Here is a 22,096-nt window from a genome sequence, read left to right on the forward strand (position 1 = left end):
CGGGCGTACCCTGCGGCGGTGACCTCCGAACCCTCGTCCGACGCCGCCCCCGGCACGGCGGCGCGCGCCCTGTCCCCCGCGACCCTGGCCGTCACGGCCGGGCGTCCGCCGCACGCGCCCCAGGCCCCGGTCAACCCACCCGTCGTGCTGTCCTCGACGTACGTGTCGACGGGCACGCCCGCTCCCGGAGACCTCCTCTACACGCGCAACGGGACGGAGACGTGGTCGGCCTTCGAGGACGCCCTCGCGACGCTCGAGCACGCGGAGCTGCCTGCGCTCGTGACCGGCTCCGGCATGGCGGCGATCGCGGCGGCGCTGTCGCTCGTCCCGCCGGGCGGCCGCGTGGTGCTCCCGCGGCACAGCTACCAGATGACCCGCGCGCTGGTGGACGACCTGCGCACGCGCGCGGGGCTCGACGTGGACCTGGTGGACATCGCCGCCACCGACGCGACGCTCGCGGCGGTGCGCGGCGCGGCCGACGGTCGCGCCGCCGACATGCTCTGGGTCGAGTCGCCCACCAACCCGATGCTCGAGGTGGCCGACCTGCCCGCGCTCGTCGAGGGCGCGCGGACCGCCGGGGCGCTCGTCGTCGTCGACAACACCTTCGCGACGCCGCTCGGCCAGCAGCCCCTCGTGCTGGGCGCCGACGTCGTCGTCCACTCGGTCACGAAGTACCTCGCGGGCCACTCGGACGTCGTGCTCGGCGCGGCCGTCACGTCGGACCCTGAGCTCCGCGCGCGCCTGCACACCTACCGCACCGTCCACGGTGCCGTCGCGGGCCCGTGGGAGGTCTGGCTCGCGCTGCGCGGGCTGCGGACGCTCGCGCTGCGCGTCGAGCGGTCGCAGGCCAACGCGCTCGAGCTCGCGCGGCGCCTTGCCGCGCACCCGGACGTGCAGGAGGTGCGACACCCCGGGCTGCCGGGCGATCCGGGCCACGAGCGCGCCGCCCGCCTCATGTCCGGGTTCGGCTCGGTGCTCGGTGTGCGGCCCCGCGGCGGGGCCGCCGGGGCGGACGCCGTCGTCGACGCGGTGCGGCTGTGGGTCCCGGCGACGAGCCTGGGCGGCGTCGAGTCGTGCCTCGAGCGCCGACGGCGGTTCTCGACCGAGTCCCCCACGGTGCCCGAGGACCTGCTCCGGCTCGCCGTCGGCGTCGAGGACGCCGAGGACCTCTGGGCCGACCTGGACCAGGCCCTGCAGCAGGCCGCGCGGACGACGAGCGACTAGGGCTGGACGCGCTCGGGCTTGTGCGGCCGGGCGAGCAGCATCTGGGCCATCTCGTCGACCGGGAGCCCGTGGTGGAGGACCGCGACCACGGCCTCGGTGATCGGCACGTCGACGCCCACGTGCCGCGCGAGGTCGAGCACGGAGGTCGACGACTTCACGCCCTCGGCCGTGCCGCCGGTCGCGGTGATCGCCTCGTCGAGAGACGCACCCTGGCCGATGTGCACGCCGAGCGTGTGGTTGCGCGACAGGGGCGACGCGCACGTGGCCACCAGGTCGCCCATGCCCGCGAGGCCCGCGAAGGTCGCGGCGTCCGCGCCCAGGGCGAGGCCCAGCCGCGTGATCTCGACGAGCCCGCGCGTGATGACGGTCGCCATCGTGTTGTGACCGAAGCCACGGCCCTGCGCGATCCCCACGGCCACGGCGATGATGTTCTTGACGGCACCGGACAGCTCGACGCCCACGACGTCGGTGTTGGTGTAGGGCCGGAAGTACCCCGAGGCACACGCCTCCGCGACGCGTCGGGCGGTGCTCTCGTCGGTGCAGGCGACGACGGTGGCCGTGGGCTGCCGCTGCGCGATCTCGCGCGCCAGGTTGGGGCCCGAGACCACTGCCACACGCTCGGGCGGCAGGCCGAGCGCCTCCTGGACGACCTCGCTCATGCGCCGGTCGGACGACAGCTCGACGCCCTTCATGAGCGAGACGACGACGGCGTCGGGCTCGATCAGGCCGCGCAGCGGCTCGAGCGTCGCGCGCGCGGTCTGCGCGGGGACGGCCACGGCGACGAGCTGCGCGCCCTGCACCGCTGCGGCGACGTCGGTGGTCGCCGTGATCGACGGGGGCAGGTCGACCCCGGGCAGGTAGCGCTCGTTGCGGTGCTCGAGGTTGACGGCCTCGGCGACCTCGGCCCGGCGACCCCAGAGCGTGACGTCGCACCCCGCGTCCGCGAGCACCGCGGCGAACGTCGTGCCCCAGCTGCCCGACCCCAGCACGGTGGCTCTCCGCAGCGCACCGGCGCCGCCACTCATGCGCGGCCCTGCGGGTCGCGACGCCACACGAAGCGCTCGGCGGGGGCCCTCTCGCCACGGATCTCCTCGAGCAGGCCCGTGATCGCCGTCATGACGCGCTCGGTCGCCTCACGCAGTGTCGCGGAGTCGAGCGGCCGGTCGTAGAGGTCTGCGAGGTCGACCGGGGGGCCGGCGACCACGGTGATGCGCTTGGGAGGCACGGGCTTGAACAGCTTCGCGTAGCGGCCCAGCAGGTCCTGGGCGCCCCACTGGGCGATCGGGACCACGGGGACGCGCGTGGTGAGCGCGAGGCGCGCGATGCCCGTGCGACCGGCCATCGGCCACAGGTCCGGCTCGCGCGTCAGGGTGCCCTCGGGGAAGACGGCCACGCAGTCGCCGGCCTCGAGCGCCTCGACGGCCGCCTGGAGCGACTGGCCCGCAGCGGTCGAGTACCTGTGCACCGGGATCTGCCCGGTGGCCCGCAGCACGGCCCCCACGAGCGGCACCTTGAACAGCGACGACTTGGCGAGGATCTTCGGCGCGATCCCGTTGTCGTAGAGGAAGTGCGCGAACGTGAGCGGGTCCACGTTCGTCATGTGGTTCGCGGCGGCGATGAAGCCGCCCTCGGCGGGCAGGTGCTCGGTGCCGCGCCAGTCGCGGCGCGTGATCGCGAGCAGCAGGGGTCGCACCACGCGCGCGACGTTGCGGTAGGCGCGGTTCGAGCGTCTGGGTGCCGGCACGGGAGCCGATGCTACCCGGGGGCCGTCGTCGGGCATCCCGGTGGTCGCACGTCGGGCACGACCACCGGGACGACGCCGTCGGTCAGTCGCGCTCGAACTCGGCGCCCAGCGCCGCGAGCTTGTCGGTGAAGTGCTCGTAGCCACGGTCGATCAGGTCGATCCCCTTGACCTGCGACGTGCCCTTGGCCGCGAGCGCGGCGATGAGGTGGCTGAACCCGCCGCGCAGGTCGGGCACCTCGATCTCGGCGGCCGACAGCGGGGTGGGGCCCGAGACGACGGCGGAGTGGTAGAAGTTGCGCTGGCCGAACCGGCAGGGGTGACCGCCGAGGCACTCGCGGTACACCTGGATGGTCGCGCCCATGCCGCGCAGCGCGTCCGTGAACCCGAACCGGTTCTCGTAGACGGTCTCGTGCACGATCGACAGGCCCTTGGCCTGGGTGAGGGCGACGACCAGCGGCTGCTGCCAGTCGGTCATGAAGCCCGGGTGCACGTCGGTCTCGAGCACGATCGAGCGCAGGTCGCCGCCCGGGTGGTAGAAGCGGATGCCGTCGTCGTCGACGTCGAACTCGCCGCCCACCTTGCGAAAGGTGTTGAGGAAGGTCGTCATCTCGGGCTGGCTCGCGCCGAGCACCCGGATGTCGCCACGGGTCGCGAGCGCGGCCGAAGCCCAGGACGCGGCCTCGATCCTGTCCGGCAGCGCCGTGTGGCGGTACCCGCGCAGGCGAGGCACCCCCTCGATCCGGATCACCCGGTCGGTGTCCACGGAGATGATCGCGCCCATCTTCTGGAGCACGTTGATGAGGTCGAGGATCTCGGGCTCGATCGCCGCGTTGGAGAGCTCGGTGAGGCCCTCGGCCCGCACGGCGGTCAGGAGGAGCTGCTCGGTCGCACCCACGCTCGGGTAGGGCAGGGCGATCTTCGTGCCCTGGAGCCCCCGCGGCGCGCGGATGTGGATGCCCTGCTCGCGCTTGTCCACGACGGCACCGAACTGACGGAGGATGTCCAGGTGGTAGTTGATCGGCCGGTCGCCGATCCGGCAGCCGCCCAGGTCGGGGATGAACGCCTCGCCGAGGCGGTGCAGCAGCGGGCCGCAGAAGAGGATCGGGATCCGGCTCGAGCCCGCGTGCGCGTCGATGTCCGCGACGTGGGCGGACTCGACGTTCGACGGGTCGAGCGTCAGCACCCCGGCCCCGGTGTCGGCGGTCACCGCCACGCCGTGCAGCTCGAGGAGGCCGGTGACCACCGCGACGTCCCGGATCACCGGGACGTTGCGCAGCTCGCTCGGCGTGTCGCCGAGCAGCGCGGCGACCATCGCCTTCGACACGAAGTTCTTGGCACCGCGGACGGTGATCTCACCGCTCAGGGGCGTGCCACCGTTGATGTGCAGGACGTCGGACATGCCCCCATCGTCGCGCACGCGCAGGGGTACGTCATGTCACGGCCACCCGGTGGGCACCGGGTCACCACCGGGGACGCACGTCACCCGCACACACGTCACGCCGTCGGACGCCGGTCCCGTGTCGGAGGTCACACCTAGCGTGCGTCGCACGGACGGTCGGCCGCGACGGAGGGACACCATGACGCAGGGCTCAGGAGGCACGGGGACGGGCGCGCGACCAGCGCGGGCGCGGGACCGGCTCAAGGTGGGGCTCGTGAGCACGTACGGGACCGTCGACCACCACGTCCGGGTGGCTCACGAGGTCGAGGACGCCGGCTGGGACGGCTTCTTCACGTGGGACGGGATCAGCATCGGCGACGCGGACACGTGGGACCCGTGGGTGCTCCTCGGCGCCGTCGCGGCGTCGACGCGCCGGGTCGCCCTCGGCGCGCTCGTCTTCCCGCTCGCACGACGGCGGCCGTGGAAGGTCGCGCGTGAGGCGCTCACGGTGGACCACCTCTCCCACGGCCGCCTCGTGCTCCCCGTCGGCCTCGGCGTCCTCGACGACGGCGGCTTCGGCCGGGTGAGCGGCGAGGCCGCCGAGCTGCGCGTCCGTGCCGAGCAGGTCGACGAGGCCCTCGCGATCCTCGAGCGCGCCTGGACCGGCGAGGCCTTCTCCTTCTCGGGCCGGCACCACACCGTCGACGGCCTGGTGATCGCCCCGCGCCCCGTGCAGCGGCCCCGCGTCCCCGTGTGGCCGGTCGCAGGCCTCGGGTCGCGCCGCTCGATGCGGCGCGCGGCCCGCTGGGACGGCGCCGTGCTCCAGACGATCGGTGAGGAGCGGCCGCTCACGCCCTCCGAGGTGGCCGGCGCCGTCGCGATGCTGGGGGAGCTGCGCGAGGAGCTCAGGGCGGACGGCCATGTGCTCTCGGACACGTTCGACGTCGTGGTGCAGGGCGAGCTGCCGACCGACGCCGTGCACGCCCGCGAGCACCTGTCGGCGCTCGCGGAGGCCGGGGCCACGTGGTGGGTCGAGGCCCGGTGGGACCCCCGGACGGCGGGCCCCGACGCGATCCTCGGACTCGCGCGTCAGGGCCCGCCGGGGACGTGACTCAGGCCAGTGCGTCGTCGCCGTGCACGGCACCCACGGGGCGCGCCGAGCGGATCTCGACCGGCGGCAGGTGCTTCGCCGGGAGGGTGCGCGGCCGCCACGACGCACGCGTCTGCTCGAACTCCGTGATCTCGCCCTCGTGCTGGAGCGTGAGGCCGATGTCGTCGAGCCCCTCCATGAGGCGCCAGCGCGTGTAGTCGTCGACCTGGAAGGGCACCGTCACGTCCGCGCACCGCACCTGACGCTCGACGAGGTCGACGGTCACCTCGGTACCGGGGGCCGTCTCGAGCACCTTCCAGATGAGCTCGATGTCGTCCTGTGCGAGCTGCGCTGCGAGCAGGCCCTGCTTGCCCGAGTTGCCGCGGAAGATGTCGGCGAACCGTGACGACAGGACGGCGCGGAAGCCGTAGTCCTTGAGCGCCCAGACGGCGTGCTCGCGCGAGGACCCCGTCCCGAAGTCGGGGCCGGCGACGAGGACGGAGCCGGTGGCGTACGCGGGCTGGTTGAGCACGAACTCGGCGTCTCCTCGCCAGGCGGCGAAGAGCGCGTCCTCGAAGCCCGTGCGCGTCACGCGCTTGAGGTAGACGGCGGGGATGATCTGGTCGGTGTCGACGTTGCTGCGACGCAGGGGGACGCCGACGCCCGTGTGCTGGCTGAACTTCTCCATGGGACTCTCCTCGCCGTTCAGGCGCTCTGCAGGTGGGCGGGCGTGTCGGTGAGCGGGCTGCCGTCGGGCGCCTCCACGTCGGGGCCCAGGTCGGCGACCGACGAGAGCGTCCCGCGGATGGCGGTCGCGGCGGCGACCAGCGGCGAGACCAGGTGGGTCCGACCGCCCTTGCCCTGGCGGCCCTCGAAGTTGCGGTTGGAGGTCGACGCGCTGCGCTCCCCCGGGGCGAGCTGGTCGGGGTTCATGCCGAGGCACATCGAGCACCCCGCGTTGCGCCACTCGGCACCGAAGTCCAGGAAGATCCGGTCGAGACCCTCGGCCTCGGCCTGGAGCCGGACACGGGCCGACGACGGAACGACGAGCACGCGCACGTTCTCGGCCTTGCGCCGCCCCCGGATCAGCTTGGCGACCGAGCGGAGGTCCTCGATCCGGCCGTTGGTGCACGATCCGATGAAGACCGTGTCGACCGCGACGTCACGCAAGGGCATGCCCGGGGTGAGACCCATGTACTCGAGTGCGCGCTCGGCGGCCACGCGCTCACCCTCGTCGGCGATCTCGGCGGGTACCGGCACCCGACCCGAGAGCGGCAGGCCCTGGCCCGGGTTGGTGCCCCAGGTCACGAACGGCTCGAGGTCCGCGGCCTCGAGCACGACCTCGGCGTCGAAGACGGCGTCGTCGTCGCTGCGCAGCGTGCGCCAGTACTCGACCGCGGCGTCCCAGTCGGCACCCTCGGGTGCGTGCGGGCGCCCCTTGAGGTACTCGAACGTCGTCTCGTCGGGCGCGATCATGCCGGCCCGCGCACCGGCCTCGATCGACATGTTGCAGATGGTCATCCGCGCCTCCATCGAGAGCGCGCGGATCGCCTCGCCGCGGTACTCGAGCACGTACCCCTGACCACCACCCGTGCCGATCTTGGCGATGATCGCGAGGATGATGTCCTTGGACGTGGTGCCCGCGGGCAGCTGGCCGTCGACGGTGATCGCCATGGTCTTGAAGGGGGCGAGCGGCAGCGTCTGGGTGGCCAGCACGTGCTCGACCTCGCTCGTGCCGATGCCGAACGCGAGCGCGCCGAACGCGCCGTGGGTCGAGGTGTGCGAGTCGCCGCAGACCACCGTGAGGCCCGGCATGGTGAGCCCGAGCTGCGGCCCCACCTGGTGGACGATCCCCTGGTCGGCGTCACCCAGCGAGTGCAGCCGCACGCCGAACTCGCGTGCGTTGTCGCGCAGCGTCTGGATCTGGGTGCGGCTCGTGAGGTCCGCGATCGGACGGTCGATGTCGAGCGTCGGGGTGTTGTGGTCCTCGGTCGCGATCGTGAGGTCCGGCCGGCGCACGGGGCGTCCCGCGAGCCGCAGACCCTCGAAGGCCTGCGGGCTGGTCACCTCGTGCACGAGGTGCAGGTCGATGTAGAGGAGGTCGGGCGCCCCGTCGGTGCCACGGCGCACGATGTGCGCGTCCCAGACCTTCTCCGCCAGCGTGCCGGCCATGTGCTGCATCCCTTCGTCCGTCGCCCGGATGGGTGGCTCCGGGTGAGCCGTCGGCGGTCGCGCTCCCACCACTTCGGGGCGGGCACTTGCGTCTCAGCGTGCGAGACGCCAATATCGACCTATGGACAACTCTAGCGGAGTCGGCGTTCTGGACAAGGCCGCGTCGGTCCTGAGCGCCCTGGAGGCGGGCCCGGCCACCCTCGCGCAGCTGGTCGCAGCAACCCATCTTGCCCGACCCACCGCGCACCGTCTGGCGGTCGCGCTCGAGCACCACCGGCTGGTCGCGCGCGACATGCAGGGACGCTTCGTGCTCGGGCCCCGCCTGTCGGAGCTCAGCACGGCCGCGGGCGAGGACCGCCTGCTCGCGGCGGCCAACCCGGTGCTCACCGCGCTGCGCGACCACTGCGGCGAGAGCGCTCAGCTCTACCGACGTCAGGGCGACCAGCGCATCTGCGTCGCCGCCGCCGAGCGTCCGATCGGCCTGCGCGACTCGATCCCGGTGGGTGCGACCCTCACGATGCAGGCCGGCTCCGCCGCCCAGATCCTCCTCGCCTGGGAGGAGCCCGACCGCCTGCACCGCGGCCTGCAGGGCGCCAAGTTCACCGCCACCATCCTGTCGGGCGTCCGACGGCGCGGCTGGGCCCAGTCCGTGTCCGAGCGCGAGGCCGGCGTCGCGTCCGTGTCGGCCCCGGTGCGCGGCCCGTCGGGACGCGTCGTGGCCGCGGTCTCGATCTCGGGGCCGGTCGAGCGCCTCAGCCGCCAGCCCGGCCGCCTGCACGCGGGCGCCGTGGTCGCAGCGGCGAACCGGCTGACCGAGGTGCTGCGCCGCACAGCCGAGTGACGTGTGCGCGGGTGCCGACCTCCAGGCTCGGCACCCGCGCACACGCACCGGGGATGCGCGGTGCGGGACGCCGACGCACGGCCGCCTCGCCGAGGAGCACGTCCCGGGAACGACGAAGGCCCGGTCGCTGAGCGACCGGGCCTTCTGCTGTACCCCCAAGGGGATTCGAACCCCTGTTACCGCCGTGAGAGGGCGGCGTCCTAGGCCACTAGACGATGGGGGCCTAGATGATCTCTCCCCGTGGGGATCGACCGCGAAGACTCTACCTCATGTTCGAGGCCTGGCTGACCACACTGCGGTGTGACCGTGATCGCACCGCCCGGTTGCCCGTGGGCCTCCGACCTGCGCTGGGGTACCAGGACTCGAACCTAGACTAAGTGAACCAGAATCACTCGTGCTGCCAATTACACCATACCCCATGGGGTATAACGCCGGGTTCCCTACCGGCTCCCGTGGGAGCTTGGGCAGGTCGCGACCGGACGTCGTACCGGCGGGGAACTCTACCCGAGCGTCCCGGGCGCGTCCAAACGGGTCCGACGTGCGACCATGCCGCTCGTGACAGCCTTCACCACACGACCCGAGGTGGTCGGCGACCTGGGTGTCGTGGCCTCGACGCACTGGCTCGCGTCCCAGTCCGGCATGTCCGTGCTCGAGCGGGGCGGGAACGCGTTCGACGCCGCCGTCGCGACCGGCCTCGTGCTGCACGTGGTGGAGCCCCACCTCAACGGCCTGGGCGGCGACGTCCCGGTGATCGGCTGCACGGCCGGCGGGTCACCCTTCGTCCTGTGCGGCCAGGGCACGGCACCGGCCGCGGCGACGCCCGACGCCTTCGCGCGCCTCGGCGTCGACGCCGTCCCCGGCACGGGACTTCTCGCCGCCGTGGTCCCGGGGGCCTGGGGCACCTGGCTCGACCTCCTCGCGCGCTACGGCACCTGGCACCTGGCGGACGTCGTCGCCCCGGCCCTGGGCTACGCGCGCCACGGTCACCCGCTGCTCGCCCAGGCCGCCACGACCATCAGCCGGGTCGCCGACCACCTGCGCGAGCACTGGCCGACGTCGGCCCGCACGTGGCTCCCGGACGGGCAGGGCCCACCCGTCGGCGCGCGCTTCACCAACCCGGACCTCGCCGACACCCTCGAGCGCCTCGTGCGCGCGGGCGAGTCCGCCGGACCGGGTCGCGAGCAGCAGATCGAGGCCGCGCGCCGGGCGTTCTACGAGGGCTTCGTCGCCGAGGCGGTCGAGCGGCACAGCCGCACCGCGGTCGTCGACTCGACCGGTCGCGCCCACGAGGGCCTGCTCACCGCGGACGACCTCGCGGGCTGGCGCGTGCGCGAGGAGGCCCCCGTCACGCTCGACGTCTGGGGCCGCACCCTCGCCAAGACCGGTCCCTGGGGCCAGGGCCCCGTGCTCCTGCAGCAGCTCGCACTGCTCGCAGGCTATGACCTCGCCGACACCGCGCCCGGCTCCGCCGAGCTCGTGCACGTGGCGGTCGAGGCGGCCAAGCTCGCCCTCGCGGACCGGGACGCCTGGTACGGCGACCCGGACCACACCGACGTGCCGATCGAGCACCTCCTCTCCCCCGCCTACACCGACGCGCGACGTGCGCTCATCGGTGCCGAGGCGTCGGGCGGGCTCCGCCCAGGAGACCCCGGCGGCCGGGAGCCGCGCCTGCCCCGCAGCGTGCTCGAGGCGCTCATGGCCGGCAGCGCGGCCCCGCGGTCCGGCAGCGCGGGCACGGGCGAGCCCACCTTCGCCCCGTCCGACGGCGAGGTCGCAGCCGACGGCAGCACCCGCGGCGACACGTGCCACCTCGACGTCGTCGACCGCTGGGGCAACACCGTCGCGGTCACCCCGAGCGGTGGTTGGCTGCAGAGCTCACCGGTCATCGCCGGGCTCGGGTTCCAGCTGTCGACGCGCGCCCAGATGTTCTGGCTCGAGGAGGGACTGCCCGGTTCGCTGCGACCCGGCGCCCGGCCCCGGACGACCCTCAGCCCCACGCTCGTGCTTCGCGACGGGGTGCCCGAGCTCGCGTGCGGAACCCCGGGCGGCGACCAGCAGGACCAGTGGCAGGTGCCGTTCCTGGTCGAGCACCTGGGCCGCGGCCGCGGCCTCCAGGAGTCGATCGACGCACCCTCGTGGCACACGAACCACCTCGTCTCGTCGTTCGATCCGCGCGTCGTCGAGCCGCGCAGCGTGCACGTCGAGGAACGCCTCGGCGAGGACGTCGTCGGGGAGCTGCGCGCCCGCGGCCATGAGGTCACGGTGACCGGTCCGTGGTCGCTCGGCCGGCTCACGGCCGCCGGCACGCGTCCCGACGGGTTGCGTCACGGCGCCGCGACGCCTCGCGGCATGCAGGCCTACGCGGTGGGCCGCTGATGGAGCTCTGGCAGATGGCCGTCGTCCTGCTCGCAGGGATCGTGGCCGGGACGGTCAACACCGTGGTGGGCGCGGGGACGCTCATCACGTTCCCGCTGCTGGTGACGCTCGGCATCCAGCCGCTGACGGCCAACGTGTCCAACGGGGTAGGCCTCGTCCCCGCGGCCGTCACCGGGGCCTGGGGGTACCGGCGCGAGCTCGCGGGCTGGTGGCCGACCGTCGCCCGGATGGGCGCGATGTCGGCGGTCGGCGGCGTGCTCGGCGCGCTGCTGCTGCTCGTCGCGCCCGCCGAGACCTTCACGCAGGTGGTGCCCTGGCTGCTCGTCCTCGCCGCCGTGCTCGCGGCCGCGCAGCCGCGGGTCGGCGCGTGGGTGCGGCGCCGTGCGGCCGAGCGCGCGGCCGGCGCCGACGTGACCGAGACCACCCACACGGATCTCTCGACACGCCCGCTCACCCTCGGGCTCGCGCTCGGCATCGCCGCGACGGGCGTGTACGGCGGCTACTTCGGCGCGGCCCAGGGGGTGGTGCTGATCAGCCTGCTGGGCATCCTCTGGAGCTCGGACCTGCAACGCGCCAACGGCGCCAAGAACGTGCTCGCCGGCGTCGCCAACCTCATCTCGGCGCTCATCTTCATCGTCGGCGGGCTGGTGGACTGGCGGCTCGCGGGCCTGATCGCCGTGGGGGCCGCGATCGGCGGGGTGATCGGCGCGCGTGTCGGGAGACGGATCCCGGCGGCCCTGCTGCGCACCCTCATCGTCGTGGTCGCGCTCACGGCCGCCGTCGTCCTCTGGGTCGGCGACTGACCGAGGCCGGGCCGCCTCAGCCCAGACCGAGCACCCGACCCAGCCCGACCAGGGACGTGACCACGTGGACGCCGGCCGCACGGGCCGCGGCGACGTCCTCGGCCGGCACCTCGACGCGGCGTGGCCCCGGTCGGTCGACCCAGACGCCCACGAGCCCGGCAGCGACGGCCGCACGCGCGTCGACGTCGAGCTCGTCGCCGACGTAGGCCGTGCGCGACGGCTCGGTGCCCAGCCGCCGGCACGCCTCGAGGAAGACCTCGGGCGCGGGCTTGCCCACGCCGAGGGTGTCGACCCCGACGAGCATCGGGACGCGGTGCGCGAGGCCCGCGCGCTCGAGCTTGCCCGTCTGGTAGGCGACGCCCGCGTTCGACAGCGCACCCACCGCCAGGCCCGCCGCGAGCAGGTCCTCGACCACGTCCAGAGCCTCGGGATGGGCGGACCAGGCCGCGCTGAAGCCCGTCTCGAACACCGTGTCCCACGCGTCGTAGGCCTCGTCGTCGAGCTCGATCCCGCCGAACGCGGCGTGCAGCTCGTTGGCCCGCCGCATGCGCTGGGTCCGGTAGTCGAGCTCGCCGCGCGTGTAGCGCGCGTAGTGACCGCCCGCGTCCGCCCGCCAGGTCGCGAGGACCTCGGCCGGATCGTGGTCGGCGTCCAGGTACCGGGCGGCGACCTGGGCGAGGGCAGCCGCGAAGGCGGCGCGCGTGTCGACCAGTGTGTCGTCGATGTCGAAGAGCACGCCGTCGAGCGGACGCGGGCCGCGGTCCGCCCGTGCGTTCGGATCCGTCACAGGGTCGCGCGCAGCGCCCCGACGCGGGTGAGCGTCGAGGCCTTGCCGAGGATCTCGAGCGACTCGAACAGGGGCGGCGAGACGCGCCGGCCCGAGACGGCGACGCGCAGCGGCGTGAAGGCGAGCCGGGGCTTGAGCCCCAGCCCCTCGACGAGCGCAGCCGTGAGCGCCTCCTGCGTCGCGGCCGTGGTGAACGCGTCGGCCGGGATCGCCTCGAGCGCGGCGGTCGCCGCGTCGAGCACGTCCGCCGCGCCGTCGCGCAGCGCACCTCGCGCGTCCTCGGTGACCTCCAGGACGTCGTCGGCCACGAGCAGGAACCCGAGCATGCCGACCGCCTCGCCGAGCAGCGTCACGCGCTCCTGGACCAGCGGCGCGCCCGCGTCGAGCACGGCGCGCTCACGTGCGTCGAGGCCGTCGTACGCACGCGCGGACACCAGGCCGGCGTCGTTCAGGTACGGGACGAGCCGGTCGCGGAAGTCCGTCGGCTCGAGCATGCGCACGTGGGCGCCGTTGATCGCCTCGGCCTTCTTGACGTCGAAGCGGGCCGGGTTCGGCAGCACGTCGGCGACGTCGAAGGCCTCGACCATCTCCTCGACGGTGAAGACGTCCCTGTCCGGAGCGATCGACCAGCCGAGCAGCGCGAGGTAGTTCAGCAGGCCCTCGCGGGTGAAGCCCCGTTCGCGGTGCAGGAACAGGTTCGACTCGGGGTCACGCTTCGAGAGCTTCCGGTTGCCCTCGCCCATCACGTACGGCAGGTGGCCGTACACCGGCTCACCCGAGGCGAGGCCGAGCCCGACGAGCGCGCGCTGGAGCACCACCTGGCGCGGGGTCGAGGAGAGCAGGTCCTCACCGCGCAGCACATGCGTGATTTCCATGAGGGCGTCGTCCACCGGGTTGGTGAGCGTGTAGAGCGGCTGGCCGTTCGCGCGCACGATCACGTAGTCCGGCACCGAGCCCGCCGGGAAGGTGAGCTCACCCCGCACGAGATCCGTGAAGACGACGTCGTCGTCGGGCATGCGGATGCGCAGCACGGGCTCGCGTCCCTCGTCGCGGAACGCGGCCTTCTGCTCGTGCGTGAGGTGCCGGTCGAAGCCGTCGTAGCCGAGCTTGGGGTCGCGGCCCGCGGCGCGGTGACGGGCCTCGATCTCCTCGGGCGTCGAGAACGACTCGTACGCGTGACCGGCCTCGAGCAGACGCCGGGCGACGTCGGTGTAGACCTCCATGCGCTCTGACTGCCGGTACGGCCCGTGCGGCCCGCCCACCTCGACGCCCTCGTCCCAGTCGAGGCCGAGCCACCGCAGCGCGTCGAGCAGCTGCTCGTAGCTCTCCTGGCTGTCGCGGGCCGCGTCCGTGTCCTCGATGCGGAAGACGAACGTGCCGCCCGTGTGCCGCGCGTAGGCCCAGTTGAACAGCGCGGTGCGGATCAGTCCGACGTGCGGGGTGCCCGTGGGTGACGGGCAGAAGCGCACACGCACGCCCGACGGCGGCTCGCTGGGCAGGGGGGCGGACGGCGTCGCGAGGTTCTCAGGCACCGGTCCAGCCTAGTGGCGCACCACCGACGGCTATCGACGGGCGGGCCGGCCCGTCCCGCCTTCCCGCACCCGCTCAGGCCCGACGGATCACGGGGTTGCGCAGCACGCCGATCTCCTCGACCTCGCACTCGACGACGTCGCCGTGCACCACCGGGCCCACGCCCGCGGGCGTGCCGGTGAGGATCACGTCGCCCGGGAGCAGCGTGAACACCTCCGAGACGTAGGAGATGAGGTAGGCGACGTCGAAGACCAGGTCGCGCGTGCGCCCGTCCTGGCGGGTCTCGCCGTTCACGCGGCAGGTGACCGCGAGGTCGTCCACGTCGAGGCCGGGCACCACCCACGGGCCGAGCGGGCACGAGCCGTCGAAGCCCTTGGCCCGCGTCCACTGCGCGTCGCTGCGCTGGGCGTCGCGCGCGGTGACGTCGTTGGCCACGGTGAACCCGAACACGCGATCGAGCGCCTGCTCGGGCGTCACGTCCTTGGCCACCTTCCCGATCACGACGGCGAGCTCGGCCTCGTGGTGGACCTCCTCCGACCACGGCGGCAGCACGATCGGGTCGTCCGGGCCGATCACGGCCGTGTTCGGGGTGAGGAAGAGCAGAGGCGAGGTCGGCAGCTCGTTGCCCATCTCGGCCGCGTGGTCCGCGTAGTTGCGACCGACCCCCACGACCTTCGAGCGCGGGATCACCGGGGCGAGCAGACGGACGTCGTCAGCGAGCGGCACGCGCTCACCGGTCGGCTGCACGGGCATGTAGATCGGGTCGCCCGTGAGGACGACGAGCTCCTCGGCCCCGGGCTCACCCTCGACGAGGGCGAAGCGGGGGTCTCCTCCGGTGGTGAACCTCGCGATGCGCATGGGCCCAGCGTAGGGGCGCGACGTACGCTCCCGGGATGGAGCGCGTGGTGGGGGCCGACGTGACCCGGGGGCTCGCGGTCCTCGGGATGTTCACCGCGCACCTCGGCGCCTCGGGGCCCGACCTCACCTCGCCCCACGGCTACCAGAACCTCGCCGACGGGCGTTCGGCCGCGACGTTCGCGCTGCTCGCCGGCCTGTCGGCGGCCCTGCTGAGCGGTGGCACGCGGCCGTCCACCGGCCCCCGGCTGCGCTACGCGCGCGTACGGGTGCTGGTGCGCGCCGCGCTTCTGTGGCCCATCGGCGCGCTCATGATCGCCCTGGGCACACCGGTCGCGGTGATCCTGCCGGGGTACGCGGTGATGTTCGCGCTGGTCACCGTGGCGATGTCGTGGCGCGTGCGGACCCTGCTGGTCGTCGCCGGGGTCGTGGCCCTGGTGGGGCCCGTGGTGGTCCAGCTCGCGCGCCCCGTCGTGAGCGGCCCTGACGGCGGCACGCCCCAGCTGCTCGACGTGCTCGTGGGCGAGTACTACCCGGCGGCCGTCTGGATGGCCTACCTGCTGGTGGGACTCGCGCTCGGCCGCACCGATCTGCTCGCCCCTCGCGCACCGCTGCGGCTCGGGCTGCTCGGCGTGGCCGCCGCGGTGATCGGCTACGGCGGCGGCCTGCTCGGCACCGCCGTGCTCGCCCGGGCGCCCGACCGGACGCTGCGCACCGCCCTCACGAGCATCGAGCCCCATGCCGACTCGACGTCCGAGGTGGTCGGCAACGTGGGTGTGACGCTCGTGGTGCTCGCGCTCGCCCTGCTCGCGGTCCGGCACGTCCCGGTGCTCGTCGCGCCGCTCGCGGCGACAGGGGCGCTCGCGCTCACCGCGTACTGCGGGCACCTCGTCGCGATCGCGGCGATCGGCGACGACGCCGTGTGGGACCCGAGCAACGCGCGGCTCGCGGCCTTCGTCGTGGTGACCCTCGCCGCGACGACGGCGTGGCGGCTCACCCTCGGCCGGGGGCCGCTCGAGCTCGTGCTGCACACGCCGTCGTCGGCCCTCGCCGACATGCTCGTGCCGGAGGGACGTCGGCGGGGCGACCTCGCTCCCGCGCCGCGGTCAGACGCGCGCGAGCACGTGGCCGTGAAGGATCGCGAACCACCCCCCGGGGGCGCTCCCCCAGCTGCGCCAGGCCTCGGCGAGGGCCTCGAGCGCGACGTCGTCGGCGAGGCCGTGCTCGACGGCCTGCCGCGCGAAGTCCGAGGACGTGACGCGCTCGGCCCACAGGCCTGACCACCACGCCCGGTCGTCGGACGTCGCGTAGCACCAGGACGAGGCGCCCGGGGTGAGCCTGGTGGCATCGAGTCCCGCCTCGAGGGCCCAGGCGAGCACGCGTCGGCCCGCGTCGGCCTCGGCCCCGTTGGCCTCCGTGACCTCGTGGTAGAGCTCGAGCCAGTCGTCGAGGCCGCGCGAGGCGGGGTGCCAGGTCATGGCCGCGTAGTCCGCGTCCTGCACCGCGACGAGCCCACCGGGTCGCGTGACCCGACGCATCTCACGCAGGGCGCCCACCGGGTCGGCCAGGTGCTGGAGCACCTGGTGGGCGTGCACCACGTCGAAAGACGCGTCCTCGTACGGCAGGGACATGACGTCGGCCACCTCGAAGGTGACGCCGTCGAGGCCGGCGGCCTCCGCACGCGCGAGGTCGAGCACGGCGGCCGAGCGGTCCACACCGATCACCTCTCCCGGCGTGACGCGGCGCGCCAGGTCGACCGTGAGCGTCCCAGGGCCGCAGCCCACGTCGAGCAGACGCATGCCGGGCCGCAGCTCGGGCAGCAGGTAGGCCGCCGAGTTCTCGGCGGTGCGCCAGCGGTGGGACCGCAGCACGCTCTCGTGGTGGCCGTGGGTGTAGGTGGTGCTCACGGCCCCAGTAACCCGCACGCCGCCGGTCGTATCAAGACACAAGACGATGCGTCTCAGCCAATGGTCGGCAGGGACCATCGGTGGCTCAGCGAGCGGCGCGTACCTGGTCGACCCCGCGGTTGGCGAGCTGGTCGGCGCGTTCGTTGCCCGGGTCGCCCGAGTGCCCCTTGACCCACACCCACGTCACCGTGTGCCGGGCGACCTGCTCGTCGAGCGCGCGCCAGAGGTCCTCGTTCTTGACCGGCTTCTTGTCGGCGGTGCGCCACCCGTTGCGTTTCCAGCCCGCGAGCCAGCGGCTCATCCCGTTCATCACGTACGTCGAGTCGACGTGCAGGGTCACGGCACACGGACGGTTGAGGGCCTTGAGACCCTCGATGACCGCCGTGAGCTCCATGCGGTTGTTGGTCGTGACCGGGTCACCGCCGAACAGCTCGCGTTCGTAACTGCCCGTGCGCATCCAGGCGCCCCAGCCGCCCGGGCCCGGGTTGCCCTTGCAGGCCCCGTCCGTCCACATCTCGACGGCGGTGCGCTCGGGAGCCAGCGGGTCGACGGCGTGGGGCTCAGGCATGGCGCACACCTTAAGGCCGGCCCGTCGGCCGGGTGTGGAGCGTCCCGGACGGGTGTGGAGCGAACCCGACAACTGCGTGGAGCGAACCCGACCCATGTGGAGCGGACCCGTGCGCCCCGGCGGCGTGTCGCCCCCGGATTCGCTCCACACACGTGGTGTGGGAGAGCCCCAGCCGCCCCGACGACGTCCCCCGCCTACCCTGGTCGCGTGACCACGCCGACCCTCGCGACGTCCCGGACCCTGGGCCCGGCCGCGTGGCACGAGGCCGCCGCTGCGCACGCCCGCCGAGCCGACGAGCTCACGACCGCACGCCGTGAACGCCGCGCCCGCAGCGAGACGCACCCCGTCGACGACTTCCTCTACGACTACTACGGGCTCACGCCCGCGCGCCTGCGCCGCTGGCACCCCGGCGTCGGTACCGCGCTCGGCCCGGCCCCCGAGGACCCGGCCGACGCCGTTCCTCCGCACGCGGCGTGGCGGTGGTACCGGACCGACGACGACGGCGTCGTCTCGCTCGACGTCGCCACGTTCCTCGCCGATCGCGGCAGCACGGTGCGGTACGTGCACCGCCTGCTCGCCGCGACCGCGTCGCGCCCGGCCTTCGCCGGGTGCTTCGGCCTGCACGAGTGGGCGATGGTCTACCGACAGGCCGAGCACCGTCACCCGCTGCCGCTGCGCCTGGGCCAGGCGGGCACCGACGCCGTCGTCGAGACGCACCGGCTGCGGTGCACGCACATCGACGCGTTCCGCTTCTTCACGCCCGACGCCGTACCGCGCAACCAGCTCGCTCCGACCCGTGAGACCCAGCCCGAGCTCGAGCAGCCGGGCTGCCTCCACGCGAACATGGACTGCTTGAAATGGGCACTGAAGCTGGGGCCGGCGGTACGGGGTGATCTGCTGCTCGACTCCTTCGAGCTCGCACGGGACATCCGCACCCTCGACATGCAGGCGTCGCCCTACGACGTGTCGAGCCTGGGCGAGCGGGCAGTGGCGATCGAGACCCCGGCGGGCAAGGCCGAGTACGTCACCCGGCAGCGGGAGTTCGCCGAGCGCGCGAGCGTCCTGCGCAGCCGACTCGTCGCCGTGTGCCGCACGCTCGACCCCGGCCTGGACGAGGACGCATGAGCCTCCGCTACCCGGCGGCGCTCCGCACGGGTGACCTGATCGGCGTGACCGCGCCGTCGTCGGGCGTGCCGGCGGCGCTGCGAGCGCGCCTCGACGTCGCCGTCGGGCACCTCGAGTCGCGCGGGTTCCGCGTGCGGCTGGGTGGCTGCCTCGACGGCTCCGGACCCGTGAGCGCGCCCGCGGCCGAGCGCGCCGCCGAGCTCACGGACATGCTGACGGATCCCGAGGTGCGGGCCGTCGTGCCACCGTGGGGTGGCGAGCTCGCCGTCGACCTGCTCCCCCTGCTCGACTGGGAGCGGATCGCCGCCGCCGAGCCCACCTGGGTGGTCGGTTTCTCCGACATCGCGATGCTCCTGGTCGCCTTGACGACGCGCACGGGCGTCGCAACCCTCCACGGCCAGAACCTCATGGACACGCCGTACGCGGTGCCCGCCCCACTGCGCTCGTGGCTCGACGTCGTGACGGCACCCGCGGGCGCCGTCGTCGTGCAGGGCCCCTCGCGGCTCCACCGCGCACCCGGTTTCGACGACTGGGTGGCCGACCCGACGACGACGACGTACCGCCTCACCGAGCCCGGGACGTGGCGACGGGCCGACGGCGACGGCGCGTTCGCCGCGACCGGACGGCTGCTCGGCGGTTGCATCGAGACGGTGGCGAACCTCGCGGGCACACCCGAGGGCGACGTCGCGGGCTTCGTCGCGCACCACGCGCCCGAGGGCCTGCTGCTGCACCTCGAGGCCGCCGAGGCGCCCGCGTTCGAGATCGGCCGCCGGCTGCACGCGCTGCGCCGCGCGGGATGGTTCGAGCACGCGACGGCGGTGCTCGTGGGACGCACGAGCGCCCCCGGCTCGCCCGGCTACTCCCAGGACGACGCCGTGGCCGACGCGCTCGGCGACCTCGGCGTGCCGGTGCTGCTCGACGTCGACTGCGGACACGTCGCCCCGCACCTGGCGCTCGTGAACGGGAGCCTCGCGACCGTGCGGTGGGCGCCCGACGGCGCCGCGTCCCTCACCCAGGTGCTCGTCTGACGCGTCCGCACAGCGGCTCCTGCGAGGATGGGCGCGATGACCTCGACGCCCGCCACCCCCACGCAGACCACCGACGCACCGGCCGACCTCGCCTCGCGCGTCCCGGCGGACCCGAGCGACCCCGACGCCCTCTACGAGGCGTTCGTCGGCTGGGCCGCGGACCAGGGCCTCGAGCTCTACCCCGCCCAGGACGAGGCGCTGCTCGAGCTCGTCACCGGCGCGCACGTGATCCTGTCCACGCCCACGGGCTCGGGGAAGTCGCTGGTCGCGATGGCCGCGCACTTCGTCGCCCTCGCGCAGGGGCGGCGCACCTACTACACGGCACCCCTCAAGGCCCTCGTCAGCGAGAAGTTCTTCGACCTCGTGCGCGCCTTCGGCTCCCACAACGTCGGGATGATGACGGGCGACTCGAGCGTCAACCCGGGCGCATCGATCATCTGCTGCACCGCGGAGATCCTCGCCAACATCGCCTTGCGCACGGGCGACGGCAGCGCCGAACGCCCGGACCACCGCGACGACCCGGCCGTACCCGGCCAGGACGCCGTCGGGCAGGTGGTCATGGACGAGTTCCACTTCTACGCGGACCCGCAGCGGGGCTGGGCGTGGCAGGTGCCGCTGCTCGAGCTGCCGCGCACGCAGTTCTTGCTGATGTCCGCGACGCTGGGCGACGTGGGGTTCTTCGTCGAGGACCTGCAGCGCCGCACCGACCGTCCCGTCGCGGCCGTCACGAGCGCCGAGCGGCCCGTCCCGCTGACGTTCAGCTACGTGGTCGAGCCGTTGCACGAGGTGGTCGAGGAGCTCGTCGCGACCCGCCGCTCACCCGTGTACCTGGTGCACTTCACGCAGAAGGACGCCGTCGAGCGCGCGCAGGCGCTCATGTCGAGCACGCTCGCCTCACGCGAGCAGCGTGACGCGATCGCGGCCGAGCTGGGTGACGTGCGCTTCGGCACCGGGTTCGGCAAGACGCTCTCGCGGCTGCTGCGGCACGGCATCGGCGTGCACCACGCCGGGATGCTGCCGCGGTACCGGCGTGTGGTCGAGCGGCTCGCGCAGCGCGGCCTGCTCACGGTCGTGTGCGGCACCGACACCCTGGGCGTCGGCATCAACGTCCCCATCCGCACCGTGGTGCTCACCTCCCTGGTCAAGTACGACGGCGTGCGGATGCGTCACCTCACGGCGCGCGAGTTCCACCAGATCGCCGGCCGCGCGGGCCGCGCCGGGTTCGACACCCTTGGTGAGGTGCTCGTCATGGCACCGGACCACGTGATCGAGAACCGCAAGCTGCTCGCCAAGGCGGGTGACGACCCGAAGAAGCTCAAGAAGATCGTGCGCAAGAAGGCGCCCGAGGGCTCGGTGAACTGGACCGACAAGACGTTCGAGCGCCTACGCGACGCCCCACCCGAACCGCTGACCTCGAGCTTCGCGGTGACCCACGCGATGGTGCTCAACGTGCTCGCGCGCGGCGACCGCGGCGCCGACCCGGTCGAGGCGATGACGCGCCTGCTCACAGACAACCACGAGCCCGCCGCCGCGCGCGGGCGCCACGTGCGCCAGGCCGTGCGGATCTACCGGTCCCTGCGCACCGCGGGCGTCGTCGAGCGCGTTCCCCGCCCCGACGGCCACGGGCGCACGGTGCGCCTCACCATGGACCTGCCGGCCGACTTCGCGCTCAACCAGCCGCTGTCGCCGTTCGCGTACGCCGCCCTCGAGGTGCTCGACGCCGAGGATCCCGCCTACGCCCTCGACGTGGTCTCGGTGGTCGAGGCGACGCTCGACGACCCGCGCCAGGTGCTCTACGCGCAGGAGAAGAAGGCGCGCGGCGAGGCCGTGGGCGCGATGAAGGCCGAGGGGTACGACTACACCGAGCGCATGGAGGCCCTCGAGGACGTCACGTACCCGCGCCCCCTCGCCGAGCTGCTCGAGACGACCTTCGCGATCTACCGCCGGACGAACCCGTGGGTCGCCGACCACGAGCTCTCGCCCAAGTCCGTGGTGCGGGACATGGTGGAACGAGCGACGACGTTCACCGAGTACGTCTCGCTCTACGGCCTCGAGCGCACCGAGGGCGTGCTGCTGCGCTACCTCGCCGACGCGTACCGCGCGCTGCGCCAGACGGTGCCGCCCGAGCGTCGCGACGAGCAGCTCGAGGACCTGGTCGAGTGGCTCGGGGCGCTGGTGCGCGGCACGGACTCGAGCCTGCTCGACGAGTGGGAGCGCCTTCAGCACCCCGACGCCGTCGCGACCGCACCCGCGGAGGCCGGCGAGCCCGCACCGCCGTCGGTCACCGCCAACCCGCGTGCGCTGCGCGTGCTGGTGCGCAACGCCCTGTTCCGTCGGGTCGAGCTGGTCGCGCGCGAGCGCTGGGAGGCGCTCGGCGCCCTGGGTGACGTGGACGCCGACGGCGCCCCGTGGACGGCCGAGCGCTGGCGTGACGCGCTGGACCCGTACTTCGACCTGCACGACGACGTCGGGATCGGCCCGGCCGCGCGCGGCCCGGCGCTGCTGCGGATCACCGAGCACCCGGGCCGCTGGGAGGTGCGCCAGGTGCTCGACGACCCGGCGGGCGACCACGACTGGCGCATCGACGCCGACGTCGACCTCACGGCCACCGACGCCGCGGGCGAGGTCACCCTCCGCATCCTGACCGCAGGCCCCCTCTGACCCACTC

At 73.7% G+C, this 22,096-nt stretch carries 18 protein-coding genes, 2 tRNA genes and 1 pseudogene; 9 read left to right on the forward strand and 12 right to left on the reverse strand.

Annotation, left to right across the window (positions count from 1 at the left end):
- Window positions 1–18: 18 nt before the first annotated feature.
- The gene (locus GXB85_RS06500) at window positions 19–1,224 is read left to right on the forward strand and encodes a PLP-dependent aspartate aminotransferase family protein (protein WP_370524043.1); all 1,206 of its coding nucleotides are present in this window, start codon (window positions 19–21) and stop codon (window positions 1,222–1,224) included.
- Here the strand turns inward: GXB85_RS06500 and GXB85_RS06505 are convergent.
- From GXB85_RS06505 to murA, 3 genes are all read right to left on the reverse strand, one after another.
- Window positions 1,221–2,249 carry an NAD(P)H-dependent glycerol-3-phosphate dehydrogenase gene (locus tag GXB85_RS06505; protein WP_161916829.1) on the reverse strand — a complete coding sequence of 343 codons (1,029 nt, stop codon included), beginning with the start codon at window positions 2,247–2,249 and terminating at the stop codon, window positions 1,221–1,223. The genes GXB85_RS06500 and GXB85_RS06505 overlap by 4 nt on opposite strands.
- Window positions 2,246–2,968 carry a lysophospholipid acyltransferase family protein gene (locus tag GXB85_RS06510; protein WP_161916830.1) on the reverse strand — a complete coding sequence of 241 codons (723 nt, stop codon included), beginning with the start codon at window positions 2,966–2,968 and terminating at the stop codon, window positions 2,246–2,248. The genes GXB85_RS06505 and GXB85_RS06510 overlap by 4 nt, the downstream gene beginning before the upstream one ends.
- 82 nt (window positions 2,969–3,050) lie before the next feature.
- Window positions 3,051–4,367: a UDP-N-acetylglucosamine 1-carboxyvinyltransferase gene (gene murA, locus GXB85_RS06515; RefSeq protein ID WP_161916831.1), complete on the reverse strand. Its 1,317-nt coding sequence runs from the start codon at window positions 4,365–4,367 to the stop codon at window positions 3,051–3,053.
- A gap of 253 nt (window positions 4,368–4,620) precedes the next feature.
- Between murA and GXB85_RS06520 the strand changes: the two genes are divergently transcribed.
- Window positions 4,621–5,457, forward strand: a complete 837-nt coding sequence (locus GXB85_RS06520; RefSeq protein WP_370524044.1) for an LLM class flavin-dependent oxidoreductase — start codon at window positions 4,621–4,623, stop codon at window positions 5,455–5,457.
- A 1-nt stretch (window position 5,458) separates the two neighbouring features.
- On the opposite strand, the gene leuD is transcribed toward GXB85_RS06520, so the two are convergent.
- Window positions 5,459–6,124 (reverse strand): 3-isopropylmalate dehydratase small subunit, encoded by a 666-nt coding sequence (leuD, locus tag GXB85_RS06525; RefSeq protein WP_161916833.1) that lies wholly within the window; start codon window positions 6,122–6,124, stop codon window positions 5,459–5,461.
- A gap of 17 nt (window positions 6,125–6,141) precedes the next feature.
- Window positions 6,142–7,608, reverse strand: a complete 1,467-nt coding sequence (leuC, locus tag GXB85_RS06530) for a 3-isopropylmalate dehydratase large subunit (RefSeq protein ID WP_161916834.1) — start codon at window positions 7,606–7,608, stop codon at window positions 6,142–6,144.
- A gap of 121 nt (window positions 7,609–7,729) precedes the next feature.
- Here leuC and GXB85_RS06535 point away from each other — a divergent pair, with 121 nt between their 5' ends.
- Window positions 7,730–8,449 carry an IclR family transcriptional regulator gene (locus GXB85_RS06535; RefSeq protein ID WP_161916835.1) on the forward strand — a complete coding sequence of 240 codons (720 nt, stop codon included), beginning with the start codon at window positions 7,730–7,732 and terminating at the stop codon, window positions 8,447–8,449.
- 150 nt (window positions 8,450–8,599) lie between these two features.
- Here GXB85_RS06535 and GXB85_RS06540 read toward each other — a convergent pair.
- Window positions 8,600–8,672 (reverse strand) — tRNA-Glu (locus GXB85_RS06540).
- Between the two features lie 124 nt (window positions 8,673–8,796).
- Window positions 8,797–8,868: transfer RNA gene (locus GXB85_RS06545), tRNA-Gln, on the reverse strand.
- Between the two features lie 127 nt (window positions 8,869–8,995).
- Here GXB85_RS06545 and GXB85_RS06550 point away from each other — a divergent pair.
- Together GXB85_RS06550 and GXB85_RS06555 are read left to right on the forward strand one after the other, a co-directional pair.
- Window positions 8,996–10,825 (forward strand): gamma-glutamyltransferase family protein, encoded by a 1,830-nt coding sequence (locus GXB85_RS06550; RefSeq protein ID WP_161916836.1) that lies wholly within the window; start codon window positions 8,996–8,998, stop codon window positions 10,823–10,825.
- Window positions 10,825–11,628, forward strand: a complete 804-nt coding sequence (locus GXB85_RS06555) for a sulfite exporter TauE/SafE family protein (RefSeq protein ID WP_161916837.1) — start codon at window positions 10,825–10,827, stop codon at window positions 11,626–11,628. The genes GXB85_RS06550 and GXB85_RS06555 overlap by 1 nt, the downstream gene beginning before the upstream one ends.
- Before the next feature lie 16 nt (window positions 11,629–11,644).
- On the opposite strand, the gene GXB85_RS06560 is transcribed toward GXB85_RS06555, so the two are convergent.
- The 3 genes from GXB85_RS06560 to GXB85_RS06570 form a co-directional block, all read right to left on the reverse strand.
- Window positions 11,645–12,364, reverse strand: a complete 720-nt coding sequence (locus GXB85_RS06560; RefSeq protein ID WP_370524045.1) for an HAD family hydrolase — start codon at window positions 12,362–12,364, stop codon at window positions 11,645–11,647.
- A 47-nt stretch (window positions 12,365–12,411) separates the two neighbouring features.
- Window positions 12,412–13,947: a glutamate--tRNA ligase gene (gene gltX / locus GXB85_RS06565; RefSeq protein WP_370524046.1), complete on the reverse strand. Its 1,536-nt coding sequence runs from the start codon at window positions 13,945–13,947 to the stop codon at window positions 12,412–12,414.
- A gap of 73 nt (window positions 13,948–14,020) precedes the next feature.
- A complete protein-coding gene (locus tag GXB85_RS06570) occupies window positions 14,021–14,803 on the reverse strand; it encodes a fumarylacetoacetate hydrolase family protein (RefSeq protein ID WP_161916839.1) in 783 nt (260 codons plus the stop codon).
- 35 nt (window positions 14,804–14,838) lie between these two features.
- Here GXB85_RS06570 and GXB85_RS18105 point away from each other — a divergent pair.
- Window positions 14,839–15,375, forward strand: a pseudogene (locus GXB85_RS18105) (hypothetical protein); the annotation flags it as partial.
- A 531-nt stretch (window positions 15,376–15,906) separates the two neighbouring features.
- Here the strand turns inward: GXB85_RS18105 and GXB85_RS06580 are convergent.
- Together GXB85_RS06580 and rnhA are read right to left on the reverse strand one after the other, a co-directional pair.
- Window positions 15,907–16,707 carry a methyltransferase domain-containing protein gene (locus GXB85_RS06580; RefSeq protein WP_370524047.1) on the reverse strand — a complete coding sequence of 267 codons (801 nt, stop codon included), beginning with the start codon at window positions 16,705–16,707 and terminating at the stop codon, window positions 15,907–15,909.
- Window positions 16,708–16,792: 85 nt separating this feature from the next.
- Window positions 16,793–17,275 (reverse strand): ribonuclease HI, encoded by a 483-nt coding sequence (rnhA, locus tag GXB85_RS06585; protein WP_161916841.1) that lies wholly within the window; start codon window positions 17,273–17,275, stop codon window positions 16,793–16,795.
- Between the two features lie 207 nt (window positions 17,276–17,482).
- On the opposite strand from rnhA, the gene GXB85_RS06590 reads away from it, so the two are divergent.
- Genes GXB85_RS06590 through GXB85_RS06600 form a run of 3 tightly spaced genes read left to right on the forward strand, consistent with a single transcriptional unit; the run spans window position 17,483 to window position 22,089 of the window.
- Window positions 17,483–18,400 (forward strand): 3-methyladenine DNA glycosylase, encoded by a 918-nt coding sequence (locus GXB85_RS06590; protein ID WP_370524048.1) that lies wholly within the window; start codon window positions 17,483–17,485, stop codon window positions 18,398–18,400.
- On the forward strand, window positions 18,397–19,428 hold the full coding sequence (locus GXB85_RS06595; protein WP_161916842.1) for a S66 peptidase family protein: 1,032 nt from the start codon (window positions 18,397–18,399) through the stop codon (window positions 19,426–19,428). Before GXB85_RS06590 ends, GXB85_RS06595 begins: the two co-directional genes overlap by 4 nt.
- Before the next feature lie 36 nt (window positions 19,429–19,464).
- On the forward strand, window positions 19,465–22,089 hold the full coding sequence (locus GXB85_RS06600) for an RNA helicase (RefSeq protein WP_237728044.1): 2,625 nt from the start codon (window positions 19,465–19,467) through the stop codon (window positions 22,087–22,089).
- Window positions 22,090–22,096: the final 7 nt, after the last annotated feature.

The organism is Cellulomonas sp. APG4 (assembly GCF_009996735.1).
GTDB lineage: Bacteria > Actinomycetota > Actinomycetes > Actinomycetales > Cellulomonadaceae > Actinotalea.

Excerpts from the sequence above, each read along its gene's own strand:
- GXB85_RS06505 (WP_161916829.1), bottom strand. The coding sequence starts at position 2,249 with ATGAGTGGCGGCGCCGGTGCGCTGCGGAGAGCCACCGTGCTGGGGTCG.
- murA (WP_161916831.1), bottom strand. The coding sequence starts at position 4,367 with ATGTCCGACGTCCTGCACATCAACGGTGGCACGCCCCTGAGCGGTGAG.
- leuD (WP_161916833.1), bottom strand. The coding sequence starts at position 6,124 with ATGGAGAAGTTCAGCCAGCACACGGGCGTCGGCGTCCCCCTGCGTCGC.
- leuC (WP_161916834.1), bottom strand. The coding sequence starts at position 7,608 with ATGGCCGGCACGCTGGCGGAGAAGGTCTGGGACGCGCACATCGTGCGC.
- GXB85_RS06535 (WP_161916835.1), top strand. The coding sequence starts at position 7,730 with ATGGACAACTCTAGCGGAGTCGGCGTTCTGGACAAGGCCGCGTCGGTC.
- GXB85_RS06550 (WP_161916836.1), top strand. The coding sequence starts at position 8,996 with ATGCCGCTCGTGACAGCCTTCACCACACGACCCGAGGTGGTCGGCGAC.
- GXB85_RS06555 (WP_161916837.1), top strand. The coding sequence starts at position 10,825 with ATGGAGCTCTGGCAGATGGCCGTCGTCCTGCTCGCAGGGATCGTGGCC.
- GXB85_RS06570 (WP_161916839.1), bottom strand. The coding sequence starts at position 14,803 with ATGCGCATCGCGAGGTTCACCACCGGAGGAGACCCCCGCTTCGCCCTC.
- rnhA (WP_161916841.1), bottom strand. The coding sequence starts at position 17,275 with ATGCCTGAGCCCCACGCCGTCGACCCGCTGGCTCCCGAGCGCACCGCC.
- GXB85_RS06595 (WP_161916842.1), top strand. The coding sequence starts at position 18,397 with ATGAGCCTCCGCTACCCGGCGGCGCTCCGCACGGGTGACCTGATCGGC.
- GXB85_RS06600 (WP_237728044.1), top strand. The coding sequence starts at position 19,465 with ATGACCTCGACGCCCGCCACCCCCACGCAGACCACCGACGCACCGGCC.